Here is a 17675-nt window from a genome sequence, read left to right as displayed (position 1 = left end):
GATCTTTTTCCCAGGTAACTGCGCAATTTTGAACGAAAGCGCTTCAGTTGCGCAGTTACTATATGCCTCGATTCGTTACCAATTTACAAATGCTTAACCAAACCGCCCGTTTCAGCCCGCCGAGACGGCTGGCGACATGAGCCAGATTTCAAGTGATTCGCGCATTGCCGATGACTCGAAGTGACTGATAACTACGGTGGCTTTCCAGCCGACCGGGAGGTCAATCACGTCGCCTTATAAGCCATATTTATCAATATCTTGGGTGCTACATCTCTATTTCCCATCGTCCTTCAGGTAGTTGTTGCCGTTGATCACCAGAAGCCCGTCGGAACCTTTGTCGGGTTCGAATATGCTCATGGTCTCGGTCCTACCGCTGGCGTCGGTCAGATCGAGGCGATAGCCGGAAAGCTTGTAGCGTCCGCTTGCACCCGGCCGGTTGCTTGACGTGGTGACGCCCGATTGCGATCCGCCGATTTCGTTCGTCATCGAGGCGCCGGACCAGCCTGTACGTTCGAAAGTACCGTTTCGATGAAGCGTCAGCGTATGGCTGGACGTCACCGATCCCGATGAGGTCGCGGTCATGCCGCTCGAGGCGAAGGTGGATACCCATTCGCCGTCGAGCGTCGTGCCCTCATCAAACGGCGGCACGGCGCGGTGGTCTGCGTCGGCAATCACCAGGTCTTCGCCCTTTTTCGAGAACGGCTTCGTCTCGATCTCGATCGTGCCGTAGGCAGAGGTGACGCTGCGCATTTCGATCGACCCGGCGGATGAGAAGAAACCGCCGCCGGCAAGCTTGTAAATGCCGCAATCGGTCGGGGTGTCCCTGCAATGTTCGGCAATGCTCCGGCCGCCCTTCGGCAGCTCCCTGCTGAACAGGCCCTTCGGATCGAACATGGTGATCGTGCTGTCCGAATAGAAATCCATGCCTCCGAAGACGTTCGGCCGGAGTCCGGTATCGAGATGGGTGAAGACGCCGTCCAGCCCGCCGTCGTCACTCGCCGGCACGAGATCGAAATCCTTGTCGGAAGGATCAAGCTTCACCGAGCGCACGAGGGTTGCGAAATCGGCCTCAGCGCTGCTGCTTCTGTCGCCGTTCACATTCAGGAGCACGAGCTGCAGATAGGCCTGCCGCTTGTCGCCGGCGATGCCGACGACGATCTGGCTGATGGTCACGTTCTTCTGGTGGACGCAGCAGCGTTCTTCCACGCGGATGTCGTAGCCGTTCACCGTGACCCCATAATGCTTGATCAGGATATCTTCCTTTGCCATGTCGGGAAGCGTCGCGACGAAGGTCTTCATGCCGGCCTGCAGGGAATTGCGCGTTGCCGGGAGCGGCTTGGTGATCTGGATCAAAGCATTGCCGCGCTTGTTGTCCTCCGTTTCCGGAAAATCCTTCTGCAGCATGAAGAGATTGCCCTTACCGGCTTTCCTCCAGCCGGAAGCGGCATCGGGCAAGTTCACCGTCAGGCCGCCGATATCGGCGGGCGCCGCCAATGCCTGGGAGCAGGACAGGAGGCAGAAAATGACGAGAACGAAGCCCAAGGCCGATTTGCCCAGGCCGATCCGATTAATATGCGCGTTGCCCATGCGCCCTCCCCTCGCGTTTCGACTACCGCCGACGGGATTTGGAGCTGGTCGCGACCATTTCAACCCTGAGCTTCATGAAGGTTTATTGAAGGCTTCGACAGCCGTATCGATGAGCTTAGGAAACAGGCGCTATCAATTTCAATGACGGAAAATAGGTGCGATAGCGGCCGACATCACGGGTCAAAAGCGGCAGCTGTTCTACGGCTGCGTGAGCGCCGATGAAGAAATCGGGAAGCACGCCGGTGCGTGACCCGCCTGCCTTGCGATATTGCGTGAAGACCTTGCCCGCAAGAAACAGGGCGGCCTTCGGCATTGGTCTCATCTCGAGGCCGGCCTCTTCCAGAAAAGTCTCGAGAGCCTCGATCCTGTCGTATCGAACCGCAAGTTCGGCATAGATGACATCATTGATCAGCAGGGAACCTTCGATGCTCGCCGTCTCGAGCTGGGCTATCGACCAACTCGACCATTTCGGGTCATCGGTCACCAGGTCCAGAAGAACATTGGTGTCGACGAGCGTCACGTTTCGCCACGCGTCAAAGCCATGATGGCGTCGGTACCGAGGCCCTTGCCGGCATGGCCGCGCAGCTTCTCGAAGCGACTGGCGGGCCGCTTCTGGTCAGCGCGCGTCAGAACCACACTGCCGTCGGCAGCGCGATGAAAGTCGACCCGGCTGCCGGGAACGATGCCAAGCAAATCCCGGACCCGCTTTGGAATGGTCACCTGCCCTTTTGCGGTAACGATCGTGGCCATATTGGGTGCCTTTGTAATACTCTTCTATTGAAGAGTATTACCTGCATTGCAAAATTTCAAGCCAATGCTTGCTGCAGAAGCCGGTTGCTAAGCGGCCATCGATTGGTAGAGCCAGTCGGAAAGCGTCTGGCGCGCCACGCGCGCACCGGCGGCGGGAATCAGGGCGTCGTCGGTCAATTCGACACCGAAATACGACGTGGATCGATCGGTTATCACCTGGCGTTCGTCTTCGTTCGCGGCGAGATAGATCCGGGCGATTTCATCGATGCCGAACTGCTCCGGGCCGCCGATTTCGACGACATCGCCCAAGGGAGCACCGGCTGCCAGTTCCGCCAGGAATGCGGCGACATCTCCGGCTGCGACCGGCCTCATCAAGGCCGATGGCAACCGCAAGACATTGCCTTCAGCCCCGATGTCGATCAATCCGTTTATGAACTCGTAAAATTGCGTGGAGCGGAGGATTGTGTAGGGTCGACCTGAAGCCCGGATCAGATTTTCCTGCACCATTTTCGCGCGAAAATAGTCGCTCTCCACGAGGCGCGGCGTGCCAACGACCGAGAGTGCGAGATAGTGCCGGATGCCGGCTTGCGCCGCAGCTGCGAGCAAGTTCTTCGTCGACGCCTTGAAGAAATCGAACGCCGAACTGTCGCCGAACGATGCGGCATTGGTCACGTCCACAACGACTTCGGTTCCCGCCATCGCCACATCAAGTCCCTTGCCGGTAACCGTGTCGACGCCAAGCGACAATGATGCGGCCGCGACGTGGTGGCCCGATCGGCGCAACTTCTCGCTGAGCCGCGTTCCGATGAGACCGCTTGCTCCCACCACCGTGACTTTCATATCGGCATCCTCTGTTGCATGTTTTCTGCAATGCCTGACGCGAATCGACAATGACCGGAAAGCCGGACGCCTTCCATCGTGCCTGAGGTCTGGCGCCCTAGCCGTAGGGCATAGCGGAACCAGCCTGAAGTCTAGGATGCGCCATCGGGAAAACAGAACAGTCTTCAGATCCGTCGTTCGCCCGAAAATTCCGGCTACATTCCCGCGCAATGCATGGGTTTCCATGAGTTGCGGTTGTGGTTCGGCGGGATTACGCTTTGAACATGAGCTCGCCAGCCCCAAAATCGAGAACGACTGCTGCAGGAAATGCTGACGATCCCCCGGTTCTCTCTGTCCGGCAGGAGCAGCTGATGCTGAGCGTTTGGTCGCACCGTCCCCAGTTCCTGCATCTGGGGCTATTCTTCCTCGCCTATGTACTCGCCTGCGGCTTCGCACAGTCGCTGGCAATCGTGCCGGGAACGGGTATTTCCATCTGGCCTCCGGGCGGGCTTTTCGTCGCTACGCTCATCCTCGCCTCCAGGCGCAGCTGGCCGTGGTGGATCCTGGCGGGCTGCCTGGCAGAGATGTTCAGCAATTTCCTGTGGTTCTACAGCCCCGTGCCCGCGGCCTTCCTGATCTATGTCGGCAACGCTCTTGGAGCAATGGTCGCCGCATGGCTGGTGAACCGGACCTTGAAGCACCCTGTTCAGATGGAAACTCTGCAGGAAGTTCTGACATTCGTCGTCCTGGCTGCCGGAATTGCACCGATCGTGAGCGCGACCGTGGGAAGTGCCACGCTTGCCTGGTTCGCGATTCAATCGCAATCCTTCGCGACGGCCTGGCCGCTATGGTGGATCGGAGACGCAACCGGTGTCCTCATCGTTTCGCCGCTGGCCTTGGTCCTCTTTCACAGCTGGCGCGGCAAGACGCAGTTCTCGGCCGCGCAATGGGTGGAAGCCTGCGTCCTGGGGCTGATCTTTCTCGGTGTCGCGGCTCTTTCACTGAGCGGCTACCTTCCCTTCGCCTATATCATCATGCCGTCTCTTCTTTGGGCCGCGGTCCGCTTCGAGTTCAAGGGCGCCGCGGTATCGCTCGCTCTGCTTGCTCTGATCACGGCGGTATTCACGATAACAGGCGCCAGCCAGTTTGCCGCTGATCCCGAATCCCAGAAACACAAGCAGATCATGCTGCAGCTGTTTCTCGCCATCTCGGCATTTTCGGCGCTGATTGTCGCCGCCATATCCCGCCAGCACCAGCTGGCAGTGCTCACATTGCGCCAAAACGTGGAGACGTTGCGCGACCGGGAGCGGGAACTCTCGCAACTCGTGGATATGGTTCCGAGCCATGTCTGGCGTCTGACGCCCGAGGGCGAGCCGACCTTCTTCAATAGGCGGATGGTCGATTTCCTGGGTCTTGACGTGGCGGACTCGGACAAGCCAGGTATCAGCCGGCTGGAGGCGGTCCTGCAGGCCACCGTTCATCCCGATGATACAGCCGGGTTCAGGGACGCCCTTCGCCATTGCCTCGCGACCGGCGAGAGCTTCGTCATGCGGTATCGGCTGCGGCGCGCCGACGGTCTCTATCGCTGGATGTCGAGCCGCGCCGAGCCGATGCGCGATCAGGCCGGAAACATCGTCCAGTGGTACGGGCTTTGTCACGATATCGACGATCAGATGCGTGCCGAAGAGGCCATTCGGCGGAGCGAACGGCAGCTTCAACAGATGATCGACGCCGTGCCGGTCCGCGTATGGAGCGTGGAACCGACAGGCGGATCGACCTACTTCAACAAACGCTACCAGGACCATTTCCGCGCCGTCATCGCCAATTTTGACGCGCAGGCCGAACCGCGCATCGACGAACTGCTGCAGCAGTTGGTTCATCCTGAGGATGCGTCCGGCGTGCAGCGCACGCTGCGTAATTGTTTCGAAACCGGCGGCGGCTCCACCATGCGGTTTCGCTGGCTTGAAAAGGATGGCGTCTACCGCTGGGCCGAATGCAGGGTGGAGCCGCGCCGCGATGACGACGGAACGGTCGTGCAATGGTACGGCGTCTCCCTCGATATCGACGAGGAGGTGCGCGCGCTGGAGGCGCTGCGCGACCGCGAACGCGAGCTGTCGCAGCTCGTGGATATGGTCCCGGCCCAGATCAGGCGCCTGACGCCAGAAGGCGAACCGGTCTTCTTCAACAAGCGGCTCATTGACTTTTTCGGTCTCGATGTTGGCGATATGGACAGGCCCGGCATGAGCCGCCTCTCCTCAGTCATCCACACCCTCGTCCATCCCGATGACGCATCAAGGTTGCTCGAGACGGTTCATCATTCCCTCGCCAGCGGCGATCCCTTCTCGATAAAATATCGCATGCGCCGTTTCGACGGAGCCTATCGCTGGGTCGATGGCCGAGCCGAGCCGCTACGCGATCAAAGCGGCGCGATCATGCAATGGTATGTCATCTCCGTCGACATCGACGATGAGATGCGCGCGCAGGAAGCGCTGCGCGACCGGGAGCGCGAGCTTTCCCAACTCGTGGACATGGTTCCGAGCCTGCTCTGGCGGCTCAATCCGGAAGGCGCTCCGACCTTCTTCAACCAACGCCTGATCGATTTTCTCGGTCTCGATATCGCCGATATGGAAAAGTCGGGCATGAGCCGGCTGGCGGCGCTCATCGAGGCCGCCGTCCATCCGGACGATGCAGCCGGCCTCGAGCAAGCGCTCAGCCATTCTCTCGCCACCGGGGACCGCTTCTCCAGCCAATATCGCCTGCGGCGCGCCGACGGTGTCTACCGCTGGGTGAAAGGTAGCGCGGAGCCGCTGCGGGATGATAATGGACGGATCGTTCAGTGGTACGGCCTCTCGCATGACATCGACGATCAACTGCGCGTCGAGGAGGCACTGCGGGAGAGAGAACGATCGCTCTGGCAGCTCGTTGAAACGCTGCCGGCGATGATCGATTGCGCAGCACCTGATGGAGAACCGATCTATCGCAGCCAGCAACTGCGCGACTTCCTCGGTTATAATCTCGAAGAGTTGGATGGAACGGGCAAAACCCGGCTGGACGGCACACTCGATGCCGGTGTTCATCCCGACGATGTGGCAGGGGTCAAAGAAAACTATGCCCATTCATTGTCCACGGGCGAGCCCTATGCGCGCAGGCACCGTCTGCGCCGCCATGATGGTGAATATCGCTGGGTCGAGACGCGCGCGGCACCGATGCGCAATGCCGAAGGCGTCATCGTCCAGTGGAATGTCATCTGCCTTGATATCGACGGTGAGGTTCACGCGGAGGAAGATCTGCGTCGGGCGCGAGAGGGTCTTGCACGGGCGAGCCAAGTGGCGAGCCTGGCCGAACTTTCAGCCTCCATCGCGCACGAGGTGAACCAGCCGCTCGCGGCCGTCGTAGCCAACTCACACGCCTGCCAGCGCTGGCTCATGGCCGAGCCGCCGAATATGGAGCGGGCACAGAGGACGGTCGAGCGGATCATCCGGGATGCCAACTCGGCGGCGGATGTCGTCAGCCGCATTCGCGCTCTGTTCAAGCAATCCGTAGACAGGAGGACCCCATCGACGCTCTCCGGCATCGTCAACGAAGTGCGCAACCTCATGGCCGACGAGGCCTGGCGTCGTCACGTTCGGATGGAAGTGGAGGTCGACGCCACCCTTCCGCTCATCGCAATCGACCGCGTCCAGATCCAGCAGGTTCTAATCAATCTCATACGCAACGGCATCGAGGCAATGGACGCCACGACAGGCGACAGGGTCATCGAAATCCGCGTGCGCCAGATCGGGAATATCCTCCAGACCGAGATCAGCGATCGCGGCCAGGGCATCGAATTTCCCGAAAAGATGTTCGAGCCGTTCTTCACGACGAAGGAAAAAGGCATGGGCATGGGGCTGGCCATCTGCCGCTCGATCGTCGAACTGCACGGCGGGCGATTGTGGGCCGAGAAGAACAATCCGTGCGGAGCGACGTTGATCTTCACATTGCCTATTGAAACGAAGGCGGCGCTATGACGGCCGACGACCATATCGTCTTCATCGTCGACGACGATGAACGTATCCGGGAAGCGCTCGTCGAGCTGCTGGACTCGCACGGCATGCACGCCATCGCCTTCGAATCGGCCTGCGACTACGTGAGAGCGGACAAGCCGGATGTGCCCGCCTGCCTCGTTCTGGATATCGAGTTGCCTGACATCAACGGTCTCGATCTGCAGAGACAGATCGCCGACAGGGATCATCCGCCGATCGTCTTCATTACCGGACACGGCGACATTCCCTCCTCGGTGCGTGCGATCAAGCATGGCGCGGTGGACTTCCTGACCAAGCCGTTCAGCGATGCGGATCTCATGGCGGCAATCCACGCGGCGATTGCTCAGGATCGGGAAAAGAGAGCCGAGCGCGCCGAGATCGACATGCTCAGACAACACTATCTCGACCTGACGCCGCGCGAGCGCGAGGTGCTGCCGCTCGTCGTCAGCGGCCTTCTCAACAAGCAGGCCGCAGCCGAACTGGGGATCAGCGAAGTCACGCTGCAGATCCACAGAAGAAACGTGATGCAGAAAATGGCCGCGGCATCGCTCGCCGATCTGGTGCGGATCGCGGAGAGATTGGAAATACCGATAACCCACTCGCGCAGGGTGGGAGGGAATTGAAGATGAACAAGACAAGACATGTCGTGGCAATTGTAGATGACGATCCAAGGTTGCTTGAATCGATGGGCGACCTTCTGGAATCGGCGGGCTATGTGGCCCGCAGCTTTTCATCGGCAGGTTCGCTGCTCGTCAACGGGCTGTCGGACCTCGACCTGCTCATCACCGATATCGGAATGCCTGGCATCGACGGCTTCGAACTTCGTGACCTGGTGCGGAAGTCGCGTCCGGAGCTGCCGGTATTCATGATCACGGGCCGCCACGAGATAGCCGATCAGGGACGCGCTCAAGGCGCGAGCGGATTTTTCCGCAAGCCCTTCGATGCCCAGGCCCTGCTGGCGGCCATTGCCAACGCTTTGCATAAATCGACAGATGGAGGGTGACATGAGAGTTGACCAGCCGTTGCCGCGGAGATCGGCGCCGTTATCATTGCAGTGCAGTTATGAAGAGAACCAGCCGCTTGTTATTATCGTCGATGACGACGCATCGGTTCGCGAAGCGCTGTCGGAGCTGATCCTGTCGGCGGGTTTCCAGGCGACCAGTTTTGCTTCGACCCGAGAATTGCTTGACGCCGATATATTGGATAGCCCCGGCTGTCTGATCCTCGACGTGCGCATGCCAGGCGCAAGCGGCCTTCACCTGCAGAGCCATCTGGCCGAAAACGGCATTTCCAAGCCGATCATCTTCCTGACCGGGCATGGCGACATCCCGATGACCGTCCAGGCGATGAAGGCCGGCGCCGTGGATTTTCTCACCAAACCGGTGCGAGACCAGACGTTGCTCGACGCCGTGACTGCCGGCATTGCGATGGATGCCGAGCGACGGGCGGAAGCCGCTATCGCCAAGCGCAATATCAAGCGCCTGGAGACGCTGACGCAGCGCGAGCGCGAGGTCCTGCATGAGGTGGCGCGCGGCCGCCTCAACAAGCAGATCGCCTTCGACCTCGGCATCAGCGAGGTGACGGTCAAGCTGCATCGCAGCAATGTCATGCACAAGATGGAGGCGGCCTCTATCGGCGAACTGATCCGGGCCTGGGAAACGCTGCCGGCGCAAATGCGCCAGATCGGCCCGCGCTAGTAGGCGAAGGATGCCGGACTCGAAGACGATCTGCCGCTGTCCATTTGATGCGCGCCGTATCCGATTCGCGCCGGAAAAGACGATGCGGCGCCGATAATGGGTTTCGGCCCCGCACCCATGCGTTATCTCTAAATTAAAGCTCGGGGATATGACCTGGTGCCCGGCTTTGGTTCCCTAAAGGAGATCTCGCCTTGAACAATCAATCGTCAGCTGCGCCTTCCCCTGAAACCAACGCCTTCGACAACGAAGCAAACTTCCTGTCGGCCATGGGGAATGCCAAACGGCTTCACATCCTGCATCTGCTGGCCGAAGGAGAAATGTCCGTGTCCGTCCTGGCTGACGAGGTGGGATTGAGCCAATCTTCGACTTCACAGCATTTGGCAATTCTTCGAGAACAGGACCTCGTGCGGACGCGAAGGGATGCCCAGACGATCTACTATTCACTTCAATCCGCCGCGGCCACGGCGATGCTCGATACGCTCGCCGACATCTTCGGATGGCACCCTCGCTCCCCAGTGGAACGCGGCCGAGCCGTAGGCACCTGACGAAATGACGAAGCGTTGCTCTTGCGGCTCATGATTGGAACATGATCTTGTAGGCAACTCGGGATCGGCACCGCGGCGACGAAGAGCAGCGCAATGGCGAGGACGGCGAAAGAGATGACCGCGGCTTGAGCGCAAGCGCGAAGCCGAGGCCGCTCAATGGGCGTAGTTCCAAGGCCTGGATGCAATGGCGCGGGGGTCCCGCGATTGCTTCGCCCACATGGCCCTCGAATGCCTCGATCCCTGATGTACGTTTGATGTACGCCTCCTAGACGACGGTGTGATTACGCCTCCATTGCAAATGGAGATAATGAATCACATCAGGAACGGGAAAAGTCAGGAGGAGACGCCATGAGTATGGACGTACCGAACGACCGGCGGCATGGAGGCGATCATGGACGTATATGAAGCAGTCACAAGCCGACGGGCGGTGCGGGGTTTCAAAGGCGAGCCTGTAAAGAGGGAGGTGCTTGAGCGAGTGCTGTCCGCCGCAGCTTGGTCGCCGTCAGGTTCGAACATCCAGCCGTGGAACACCTATGTGATGACCGGCGCACCGCTGGCTGAGCTCAAGACGTCCGCCGTCGAGCGCGTGGCCCATGGCGACGCCTGGGACAAGCGGCAGTACGAGATGTACCCGCCCGTGCTGAAGTCCCCCTACGGGGAGCGCCGATCCGCCTTCGGCAAGGAGCGCTACAGCGCGCTCGGCATTGCGCGCGAGGACTGGGAGGCGCGCCAGCGGGCAGCGATCGCCAACTGGAACTGTTTCGGCGCGCCCGCCGCCCTGTTCTGCTACATCGACCGTGACCTGGGCCTATCCCAATGGGCCGATGTCGGCATGTATCTGCAGACCGTCATGCTGCTGCTCCGTGCCGAAGGTCTGCACAGTTGCCCGCAGATGGCGTGGTCGCAGGTTCGCGAGACGGTCGCAGAAGTCCTGTCACCCCCGGACGAGCTCATCCTCTTCTGCGGCATGTCGATCGGGCACGAGGATCCCACGGTCAGTTACACCCGCACAGGCCGCGCCCCGCTCGACGAGACGGTCACGTTCGTCGGCGATTAGTTGCCTGCGATCCAAGGACCAGAGACCCTTCTTTGATTTTTGCGTATGATAGGTCCTTTATCATGCGAGATATTGGAGAACGCCATGACCACCCATAAAGTAGGCTATCTCATCGGCAGCCTCGCCAAGGGCTCGATCAACCGAAAGCTCGCGAAAGCGTTGGTGCGGCTCGCCCCGCCGGAACTTGAAATGTCGGAGATATCCTTCAAGGACCTGCCGCTTTACAGCTACGACTATGACGCCGACTACCCTCCGGCTGGCAAAGCATTCAAAGCGGCAATCGCTGCCGTCGACGCCGTGCTGTTTGTTACGCCCGAATACAATCGGTCCATACCCGGCGGGCTGAAAAATGCAATCGACTGGGCGAGCCGCCCCTACGGCACCAACTCGTTCACACGCAAGCCGTCAGCGGTAATCGGCACGTCGCCAGGCGCGATAGGCACAGCAGTTGCCCAGCAGAATTTGCGCAGTGTGCTCAGTTTCTGCAACTCTCCCCAGATGAATGCCCCGGAAGCCTACATCCAGTTCACACCGGGGCTGATCACCGATGACGGCGAGGTCACGAACGACAAAACCGCCGATTTCCTTCGCACCTTCATGCAGGACTTCCATGTCTTCATCGCAAGGGTTCGCTCAGTCCTACCGAAAGATGCCTAGAACAGGATGATTTTAGGCCCGTCGGCCTAAAATCTGAATCCTGTTCTAAATTAAATAGTTAGAGCATGTTGTCACCCGAAAACCGCTCACACTTTTCGGCATCATGCTCTAGAAGCGTCGCCCTGCGGGAGCTGGCCAGGCCATCCGGGACCAGCTCCTGTTTTAAAAGCGGGCGATGCCCTCAGGCGAAGGCGTAGGAGCCGTCGGGCCGTTTCGGCACGCGCCGCTGCCAGTGGATGTAGCCTTCCTCTTCCATCGCCTTCTCGTCCATTTCGACGCCCCAGCCCGGCCGGTCGGGACGCAGCTCCAGATAGCCGTCCTTCGGCAGGTAGGGATCGACGACGTAGCGGGTTTTCCCCTCCCGCTTCTCGATATCGAGGCCGCCATAGACATAGGCCTGTCCTTTCGGCAGCCGGTATTCGAGGATGCGGAAATTCTGTGCCGCCGCCGAAAAATGAACGTTGACCGCCGTCGCAAGCGGACCCATCGGGTTGTGCGGCGCCACGCCGACGAAGAAGGCTTCGGCGAGCGTGGCGATGCGGCGCATTTCGCTGATGCCGCCGACGACGCAGATGTCGGGCTGGATTAGGTCGGCGCCCTTGACCTGCAGCAGCCGCAGGAACTCGTTTCTGTTATAGAGCGACTCGCCGGTCGCAAGTGTGCAGTTGAGCCCCTGTTTCAGGTCGCCCCAGGCCTCGATGTTCTCGGGACGCAACGGCTCCTCGAAAAACAGCGGGTCATAAGGCGCCAGCGCATTGCCGAGCTGGCGAGCGGCGATCGGTTCGAAAATCTTCGCATGGGCATCGAAGGCGATTTCGTATTCGTCATTGACCGTTTCGCGAAGCGAGCGGAAATAATCCGCCGAGGCTTTGACGACATTACCCCAGCGGTTCGAGTGCATGTCGATCCGCCAGGGGCTGAGCTTGAAGGCGGTGAACCCCCATCCCTCCTTCAGGCGATCGAATTCGTCGCGGGCTGCTGGCGCATCCGGCGCGGTGTAGACACCGGCATAGACCTTGATGCGGTCGCGCACTTCGCCGCCGAGCAGCTTGTAGACCGGGACATTCACCGCCTTGGCCGCAAGGTCCCACAGGCAGTGATCGAGCGCCGAGATCGCGGCAAGGCCAAGCGCCCCCGGCGGAAACCGGCTCTGCTGGATCAGCAGATTGACGAGATACTCCACGCGTGTCGGGTCCTGGCCCGAGACAAATTCGTAGAGATAATCGAGCAGCGGCGGCAGCGCCTTGTCGGGGCCGTGATTGTAGCATTCGCCCCAACCCGTCAGCCCGTCATCGGTATCGAGCGCGACGATCACGCGCGGACGGTCCTTGTCGCGGGTCATGAAAACCCGCATGCGGTCGATCTTCATCTTTCTGTCCTTCTAGCGATTGAAATAGGTGCGGCGCGACTGGCGCGTCTGCACGTAGAGATGCTCGTTGTCGGTTCCGGGATTGTAGGCACCGGCACTTTGCGGCACCGAGACATTGCCGTTGCTGGGGAAGCGCGCCACGAAGGCCTCGTCGATATCGCAGCCAAGTCCCGGGCCATCGGGAACGGCGATCAAGCCGTCGACCTGTTGCGGGTGCGGCACGATCGTCTGGCGGCGGCCGTCCCAGTCGTCGTCAAGCCGCTCGAGGATGAGGGCGTTGGGGATCGCCGCAAGCAGATGCAGAGCCGCATATTCCGCCACCGGCCCGAGCGAACCCGAATGCGGCGCCATCTGGATATGATGGGCTTCGGCCATGGCCGCGATCTTCTTCATCTGGGTGATGCCGCCGGCCCGGCCGGTGTCCGGCTGGATGATGTCGACCAGTTCCTTCTCTATGAGCTCACGCTCGCCGAAGATGGTCGCCGAGCGCTCGCCGGCGGCAAGCGGCACATGTGCTGCGTCGCGGATGCGACGGTAGCCGTCGATATTCTCCGGCGCAATCGGATCTTCCACCCACATCAATTCATAGGGTTCGAGCGCCCGCACCAGCCGGCAGCCATCCGCAGGCGTCAGCCACGGCGGCCCATGCAGATCGATGGCGATGTCCATGTCGTCACCGACGGCGTCACGCAGCGCAGCAACCTTGCGGACCGGATCGGCGACGCCGCCGCATTTGATCGCCTTTATGCCTCGCGCTTTGATGGCAAGCGCGCGCTCGGGCGTATTCGCATGCGAATAGATCGGGATCCGGTCGCGCACCTTGCCGCCGAGCAGCATCCAGACAGGCACGCCGAGCGCCTTGCCCTTAATGTCCCATAGCGCCATGTCGATGCCGGTCATCGCACCGCCTCCGACCGTTCCGAGCATGCCATGGCCCATCATCGCGATTTGTATCTTCTGCCACAAGCGCTCGGTATGTGCCGGATCCTCGCCGATGAGGAGGGGGGCGAGATCATGGATCGCCGTCTCGACGACACGCGGCCAGCCCGAGCATTCACCGATGCCTGTGATGCCCTCATCGGAAAGAGCCAGTTTCTGGTGCCGCCGAACTGCTTGGAGGCGCCGCCGCCAGAGCGTTGGTCGGAAGCCCAGTTCGCGGGATCTGGCTGACCGACATGCATGAGAAAAGTGCGGATCCCGGTGATTTTCATCGCTGAAAACTCCCATTCTTCAAAATGTCCGGCGCGACGTAGCGGAAACGCCGCGAATGATCGCGATCACGCGGATCGGGGCGCGGGATCGCTGATATGAGCGCCTGCGTATAGGCGTGCTCGGGCGTGCGGCAGACCTTCTCCGCATCGCCGATTTCGACGAGCTGGCCTTTGTACATGACGCCGACACGGTCGCACATGTAACGGATAACGCCGATGTCATGGCTGATGAAGATATAGGCGAGACCGAGTTCGTCCTGCAGGCGCATCAACAGATCGAGCACCTGCGAGCGCACCGAGACGTCGAGCGCCGAGGTTGCCTCGTCGGCAACGATGACGCGCGGATTGAGGGTGATGGCGCGGGCAATGCCGATGCGCTGACGCTGGCCGCCGGAGAATGCGTGCGGGTAGCGTTCGCGCGCCCTCGGGTCGAGGCCGACCTGCTCCATCAGGTGGCAAACGCGCTCCTCCAGCGCCCGCCCCTTTGCGACACCATTGACGAGCAGCGGCTCGCCGATGATCTGCGAGACGGTCATGCGCGGGTTGAGGGAGCCGAAAGGATCCTGAAACACCATCCGCAATTCCCGCCTTGCGGCGGCGAGCGTCTGACCTTTTGCCGTTGCCAGGTCGATGATGTCGCCGTCGGCGCGGCGATAGAGGATTTCGCCCGCAGTCGGATCGATCAGCCGCATGATGGAGCGACCCATCGTCGTCTTGCCGGATCCGCTCTCGCCGACGATGCCGAGCGTCTCGCCCGGCAGAAGCGAAATGGAAACATCGTCCAGCGCTTTTACCTCGCCGAAATCCATCGATACATTGCGGAGTTCGAGGATCGGTGGCGCCGTCGTGTCGAGCGGAGGGCGCGCCAGCCGGATTTCGGCCTTCGCTTCCAGCTTCAGCACCGAGCCGATCAGCATGCGGGTATAGTCGTCTTTCGGCGCATGAAAGATCTGCTCGACCGGCGCATATTCCTTGGCGACGCCATTGTGCATGACCAGCACATCGTCGGCGATCTGCGCCACGACGCCCATGTCATGCGTGATGAACAGAACGGCCATGCCCTTGGCCTTCTGCAGCCGGGCGATCAGGTCGAGAATTTCGGCCTGCGTCGTCACGTCGAGGGCCGTGGTCGGCTCGTCGGCGATCAGCAGCTGCGGTTTGCAGGCGAGCGCCATGGCGATCATCGCGCGCTGGCGCATCCCGCCGGAATATTGAAAGGCATATCGGTCCAGCGCTTTTTCCGGTGAGGGAATCTCGACCTGCTTGAGCAGCGATATGGCTTCAGCGCGCGCCTCTGCCTTGCTCATCCGGGTGTGAAGGCGAAGCGCCTCGACGATCTGGTTGCCGACCGTGTGGATCGGCGACAGCGACGACATCGGCTCCTGGAAGATCATGGCGATGTCGCGGCCGCGGATCGCTCGGATCTGACGCCCGCGCGGATTGAGGCTGGTCAGATCGATCGAACCGCCGTTCTGATCGTTCAGCATGATCGATCCGCCGGATATGCGGCCGGGTGCATCGACGATCTGCAGGATCGAACGCGCCGTCACCGACTTGCCGGATCCGCTTTCGCCGACGACACAGAGCGTCTTGCCCGGCTCGATCGAGAAAGACAGATCGCTGACCGCGCGAAAGACGCCGGTGCGCAGAGGAAACTCGACCGTCAGATTTTTCACCTGCAACAGCGGTCTGCCGGCAATGGGAAGGATATCGGTCATGCCGGCCTCATTTGTTATAGGGGTCGGCCGCATCGCGCAGGCCGTCGCCGAGAAGGTTGAGCGCCATCACGGCGACCACGACGGCGCAGCCCGGCATGAAGAGCCATGGCGCAGTGGCGATCGAGCGAATGTTCTGGGCCTCGCGCAGAAGCACGCCCCAGGAGATGGTCGGCGGCTGCAGACCGAGGCCCAGGAAGGAGAGAGAGGTTTCGGCAAGGATCATTGCCGGCACCGCAAGCGTGATCGACGCGATGATATGGCTGGCAAAGCTCGGCAGCATGTGGCGAAAGATGATGCGCCTTTCGCGAACGCCGTCGAGCCTGGCGGCGGCGACGAATTCCTCGGTGCGCAAAGACAGGAAGCGGCCGCGAACGACGCGGGCGAGCTGCGCCCAGCCGGTCAGCGACAGGATGATCGTGATCATCATATATTGCAGCGTCGCAGGCCAGTCCTGCGGCAGGGCCGCGGCCATTGCGAGCCAGATCGGGATCGTCGGCAACGACAGCACGAAATCGATCACCCGCTGCAGGAAGAAATCGATCCGGCCGCCGTAATATCCCGAGATGCCGCCGAGCACGATGCCGAGCATCAACGAGAAGAAGACACCGACGAGGCCGATCGACAACGAGATCTGCGAGCCCTGCACCGTTCGGCTGAAGACATCGCGCCCAAGCCTGTCGGCGCCGAAGAGAAGCAGCGGCGTCGTCTTGTCGGGCGAGGCGATCAGATGGATGTTGGTCCTGAACAGGCCGAACACGGAATATTCATAACCGCGCCCGAAGAACTGGACATCGACACGCTTCGTCGTGTCTTCCTTGTAGATGGCTGCCAGCGTTTCCGGATCGCGGGTCAGCTTCATCGGATAATAATGCGGGCCGAAGGAGAACCCGTTCTCAGTATCGATCAGATGCAATTTCTGCGGCGGGTGAAAGGTCGCCCGCGCATTTTGCAGGTACGGATCGTTGATGGCGAAGAAGCCGGGAATGACGGCGACGATATACATCAGCACGGTGACGACAAGCGCCACCATGGCAAGCCGGTGCCGGCGGAAAGCCCACCAGATGAGCTGCCACTGCGATGCGACGGCGGCGCGATCCGGGGGAATATTTGTAATGGGGATGTCGACCACGTAAGGCTCCTATTCCAACCGGATGCGGGGATCGACCAGCGCAAGCAGGATATCGCTGATCAGAGATCCTATCAGCGTCAGCGCGCAGATCAGCAGAACGAAGGCGCCGGCGAGATACATGTCCTGGGCCATCAGCGCCTGCAGCAGCAAAGGTGCGGCCGTCGGCAGATTGAGGACGATGGCGACGACGACCGAGCCGGAAATGAGATTGGGCAGCAGCCAGGCGATCGTCGAGATGAACGGATTGAGCGCGATCATCAGAGGATATTTCATCAGCAGCCGGAACTCAGAGAGCCCTTTTGCCCGGGCCGTGGTCACGTAAGGCTTCGGCAGTTCATCGAGCATGTTGGCGCGCATGACGCGGATGAGGCTCGCCGTCGAGGAGACGGCAAGGATGATGACGGGAAGCCAGAGATGCGAGAAGAGATCGACCATTTTGGCGAAGCTCCAGGACGCGTTCTCGTATTCCGGCGAAAACAACCCGCCGACATCCTGTCCGAATTCGACCGCCGCGACATACATCAGCACCAGCGCCAGCAGGAAGGACGGAACGGCCAGGCCGAAAAAGGTGAAGGCGGTGAAGAAATAGTCGCCGATCGAATATTTGCGCACGGCGGAATAGACGCCGATCGGCAGCGCGATTGCCCAGGTGGCGATCAATGTCGACAAGGCCAGAACGAGCGTTAGCGCCATGCGCTCCCAGATCAGGTCCGAGACCGGCTGCTGCCATTCGAAGGAGATGCCGAAATCGCCGCGCGTGAGAATGCCCCACATCCATTTGAAATATTGGACGAGCATCGGGTCGCCGAGGCCGAAGCGCTCGCGCAATTGCGCCGCCGTGTTCTGATCGACGATCTCGTTGGAGGCTGCCAGCGTCGCAATATAGGTCGTGACATAATCGCCCGGCGGCAGCTGGATCAGCACGAAAGCCAGGAAGCTGACGGCAAACAGCGACGGAATCATCCATAGGAAGCGTTTGGCGATAAAGACCAGCATGAGGCGCCTCTTGCATTGAACACCGCCTTCCCGGCCTTGTCGGCCGTCAGGACCGGCAAGGCATCTCGGAGGGCGAACTGAAAGAAAGCGCCGTACCTGATGGTACGGCGCTTAAGAC

The 17675-nt window shown here is 60.7% G+C and carries 15 protein-coding genes and 1 pseudogene; 7 read left to right on the top strand and 9 right to left on the bottom strand.

What is annotated here, in order from left to right:
• Positions 1-273 precede the first annotated feature (273 nt).
• The 4 genes from RlegSU303_RS28975 to RlegSU303_RS28960 all read right to left on the bottom strand — a co-directional run bounded on the left by RlegSU303_RS28975 (position 274) and on the right by RlegSU303_RS28960 (position 3177).
• Positions 274-1587, bottom strand: coding sequence for a hypothetical protein (locus RlegSU303_RS28975; RefSeq protein ID WP_231283887.1), 1314 nt, complete (start codon positions 1585-1587; stop codon positions 274-276).
• Positions 1588-1702: 115 nt separating this feature from the next.
• The gene (locus tag RlegSU303_RS28970; RefSeq protein WP_094088182.1) at positions 1703-2107 is read right to left on the bottom strand and encodes a type II toxin-antitoxin system VapC family toxin; all 405 of its coding nucleotides are present in this window, start codon (positions 2105-2107) and stop codon (positions 1703-1705) included.
• Positions 2104-2337 carry an AbrB/MazE/SpoVT family DNA-binding domain-containing protein gene (locus RlegSU303_RS28965; RefSeq protein WP_131718961.1) on the bottom strand — a complete coding sequence of 78 codons (234 nt, stop codon included), beginning with the start codon at positions 2335-2337 and terminating at the stop codon, positions 2104-2106. Before RlegSU303_RS28965 ends, RlegSU303_RS28970 begins: the two co-directional genes overlap by 4 nt.
• Positions 2338-2424: 87 nt before the next feature.
• Positions 2425-3177, bottom strand: a complete 753-nt coding sequence (locus RlegSU303_RS28960) for an SDR family oxidoreductase (protein ID WP_094088184.1) — start codon at positions 3175-3177, stop codon at positions 2425-2427.
• A gap of 350 nt (positions 3178-3527) precedes the next feature.
• Here RlegSU303_RS28960 and RlegSU303_RS28955 point away from each other — a divergent pair, with 350 nt between their 5' ends.
• The 7 genes from RlegSU303_RS28955 to RlegSU303_RS28925 all read left to right on the top strand — a co-directional run bounded on the left by RlegSU303_RS28955 (position 3528) and on the right by RlegSU303_RS28925 (position 11134).
• The gene (locus tag RlegSU303_RS28955) at positions 3528-7163 is read left to right on the top strand and encodes a PAS domain-containing protein (RefSeq protein ID WP_231283886.1); all 3636 of its coding nucleotides are present in this window, start codon (positions 3528-3530) and stop codon (positions 7161-7163) included.
• Positions 7160-7801, top strand: coding sequence for a response regulator transcription factor (locus RlegSU303_RS28950; RefSeq protein ID WP_077976962.1), 642 nt, complete (start codon positions 7160-7162; stop codon positions 7799-7801). Before RlegSU303_RS28955 ends, RlegSU303_RS28950 begins: the two co-directional genes overlap by 4 nt.
• A gap of 2 nt (positions 7802-7803) precedes the next feature.
• Positions 7804-8181 (top strand): response regulator, encoded by a 378-nt coding sequence (locus RlegSU303_RS28945; protein ID WP_003550117.1) that lies wholly within the window; start codon positions 7804-7806, stop codon positions 8179-8181.
• Position 8182: 1 nt separating this feature from the next.
• Positions 8183-8875: a response regulator transcription factor gene (locus RlegSU303_RS28940; protein WP_094088186.1), complete on the top strand. Its 693-nt coding sequence runs from the start codon at positions 8183-8185 to the stop codon at positions 8873-8875.
• Between the two features lie 191 nt (positions 8876-9066).
• The gene (locus RlegSU303_RS28935; RefSeq protein WP_094088187.1) at positions 9067-9420 is read left to right on the top strand and encodes an ArsR/SmtB family transcription factor; all 354 of its coding nucleotides are present in this window, start codon (positions 9067-9069) and stop codon (positions 9418-9420) included.
• 391 nt (positions 9421-9811) lie between these two features.
• The gene (locus RlegSU303_RS28930) at positions 9812-10477 is read left to right on the top strand and encodes a nitroreductase (protein WP_026158192.1); all 666 of its coding nucleotides are present in this window, start codon (positions 9812-9814) and stop codon (positions 10475-10477) included.
• Between the two features lie 84 nt (positions 10478-10561).
• The gene (locus RlegSU303_RS28925; RefSeq protein WP_094088188.1) at positions 10562-11134 is read left to right on the top strand and encodes an NADPH-dependent FMN reductase; all 573 of its coding nucleotides are present in this window, start codon (positions 10562-10564) and stop codon (positions 11132-11134) included.
• Between the two features lie 181 nt (positions 11135-11315).
• Here RlegSU303_RS28925 and RlegSU303_RS28920 read toward each other — a convergent pair whose 3' ends face one another.
• From RlegSU303_RS28920 to RlegSU303_RS28900, 5 genes and pseudogenes are all read right to left on the bottom strand, one after another.
• Positions 11316-12503, bottom strand: a complete 1188-nt coding sequence (locus RlegSU303_RS28920; protein ID WP_131718963.1) for a galactarate dehydratase — start codon at positions 12501-12503, stop codon at positions 11316-11318.
• 12 nt (positions 12504-12515) lie between these two features.
• Positions 12516-13714 (bottom strand): annotated as a pseudogene (locus RlegSU303_RS28915) (mandelate racemase/muconate lactonizing enzyme family protein).
• A complete protein-coding gene (locus RlegSU303_RS28910; protein WP_094088191.1) occupies positions 13711-15432 on the bottom strand; it encodes an ABC transporter ATP-binding protein in 1722 nt (573 codons plus the stop codon). Before RlegSU303_RS28910 ends, RlegSU303_RS28915 begins: the two are co-directional and overlap by 4 nt.
• 7 nt (positions 15433-15439) lie before the next feature.
• Positions 15440-16561 (bottom strand): ABC transporter permease, encoded by a 1122-nt coding sequence (locus tag RlegSU303_RS28905; protein ID WP_017956633.1) that lies wholly within the window; start codon positions 16559-16561, stop codon positions 15440-15442.
• Between the two features lie 9 nt (positions 16562-16570).
• Complete coding sequence (locus RlegSU303_RS28900) at positions 16571-17557, bottom strand: ABC transporter permease (RefSeq protein WP_027664799.1); 987 nt, start codon at positions 17555-17557, stop codon at positions 16571-16573.
• Between the last annotated feature and the right edge of the window lie 118 nt (positions 17558-17675).

This window comes from Rhizobium sp. SU303, from assembly GCF_021052345.1.
GTDB lineage: Bacteria > Pseudomonadota > Alphaproteobacteria > Rhizobiales > Rhizobiaceae > Rhizobium > Rhizobium laguerreae.
The sequence above is the reverse complement of the archived record's forward strand: the minus strand, read 5'-3'. Positions and strand labels throughout refer to the sequence as shown.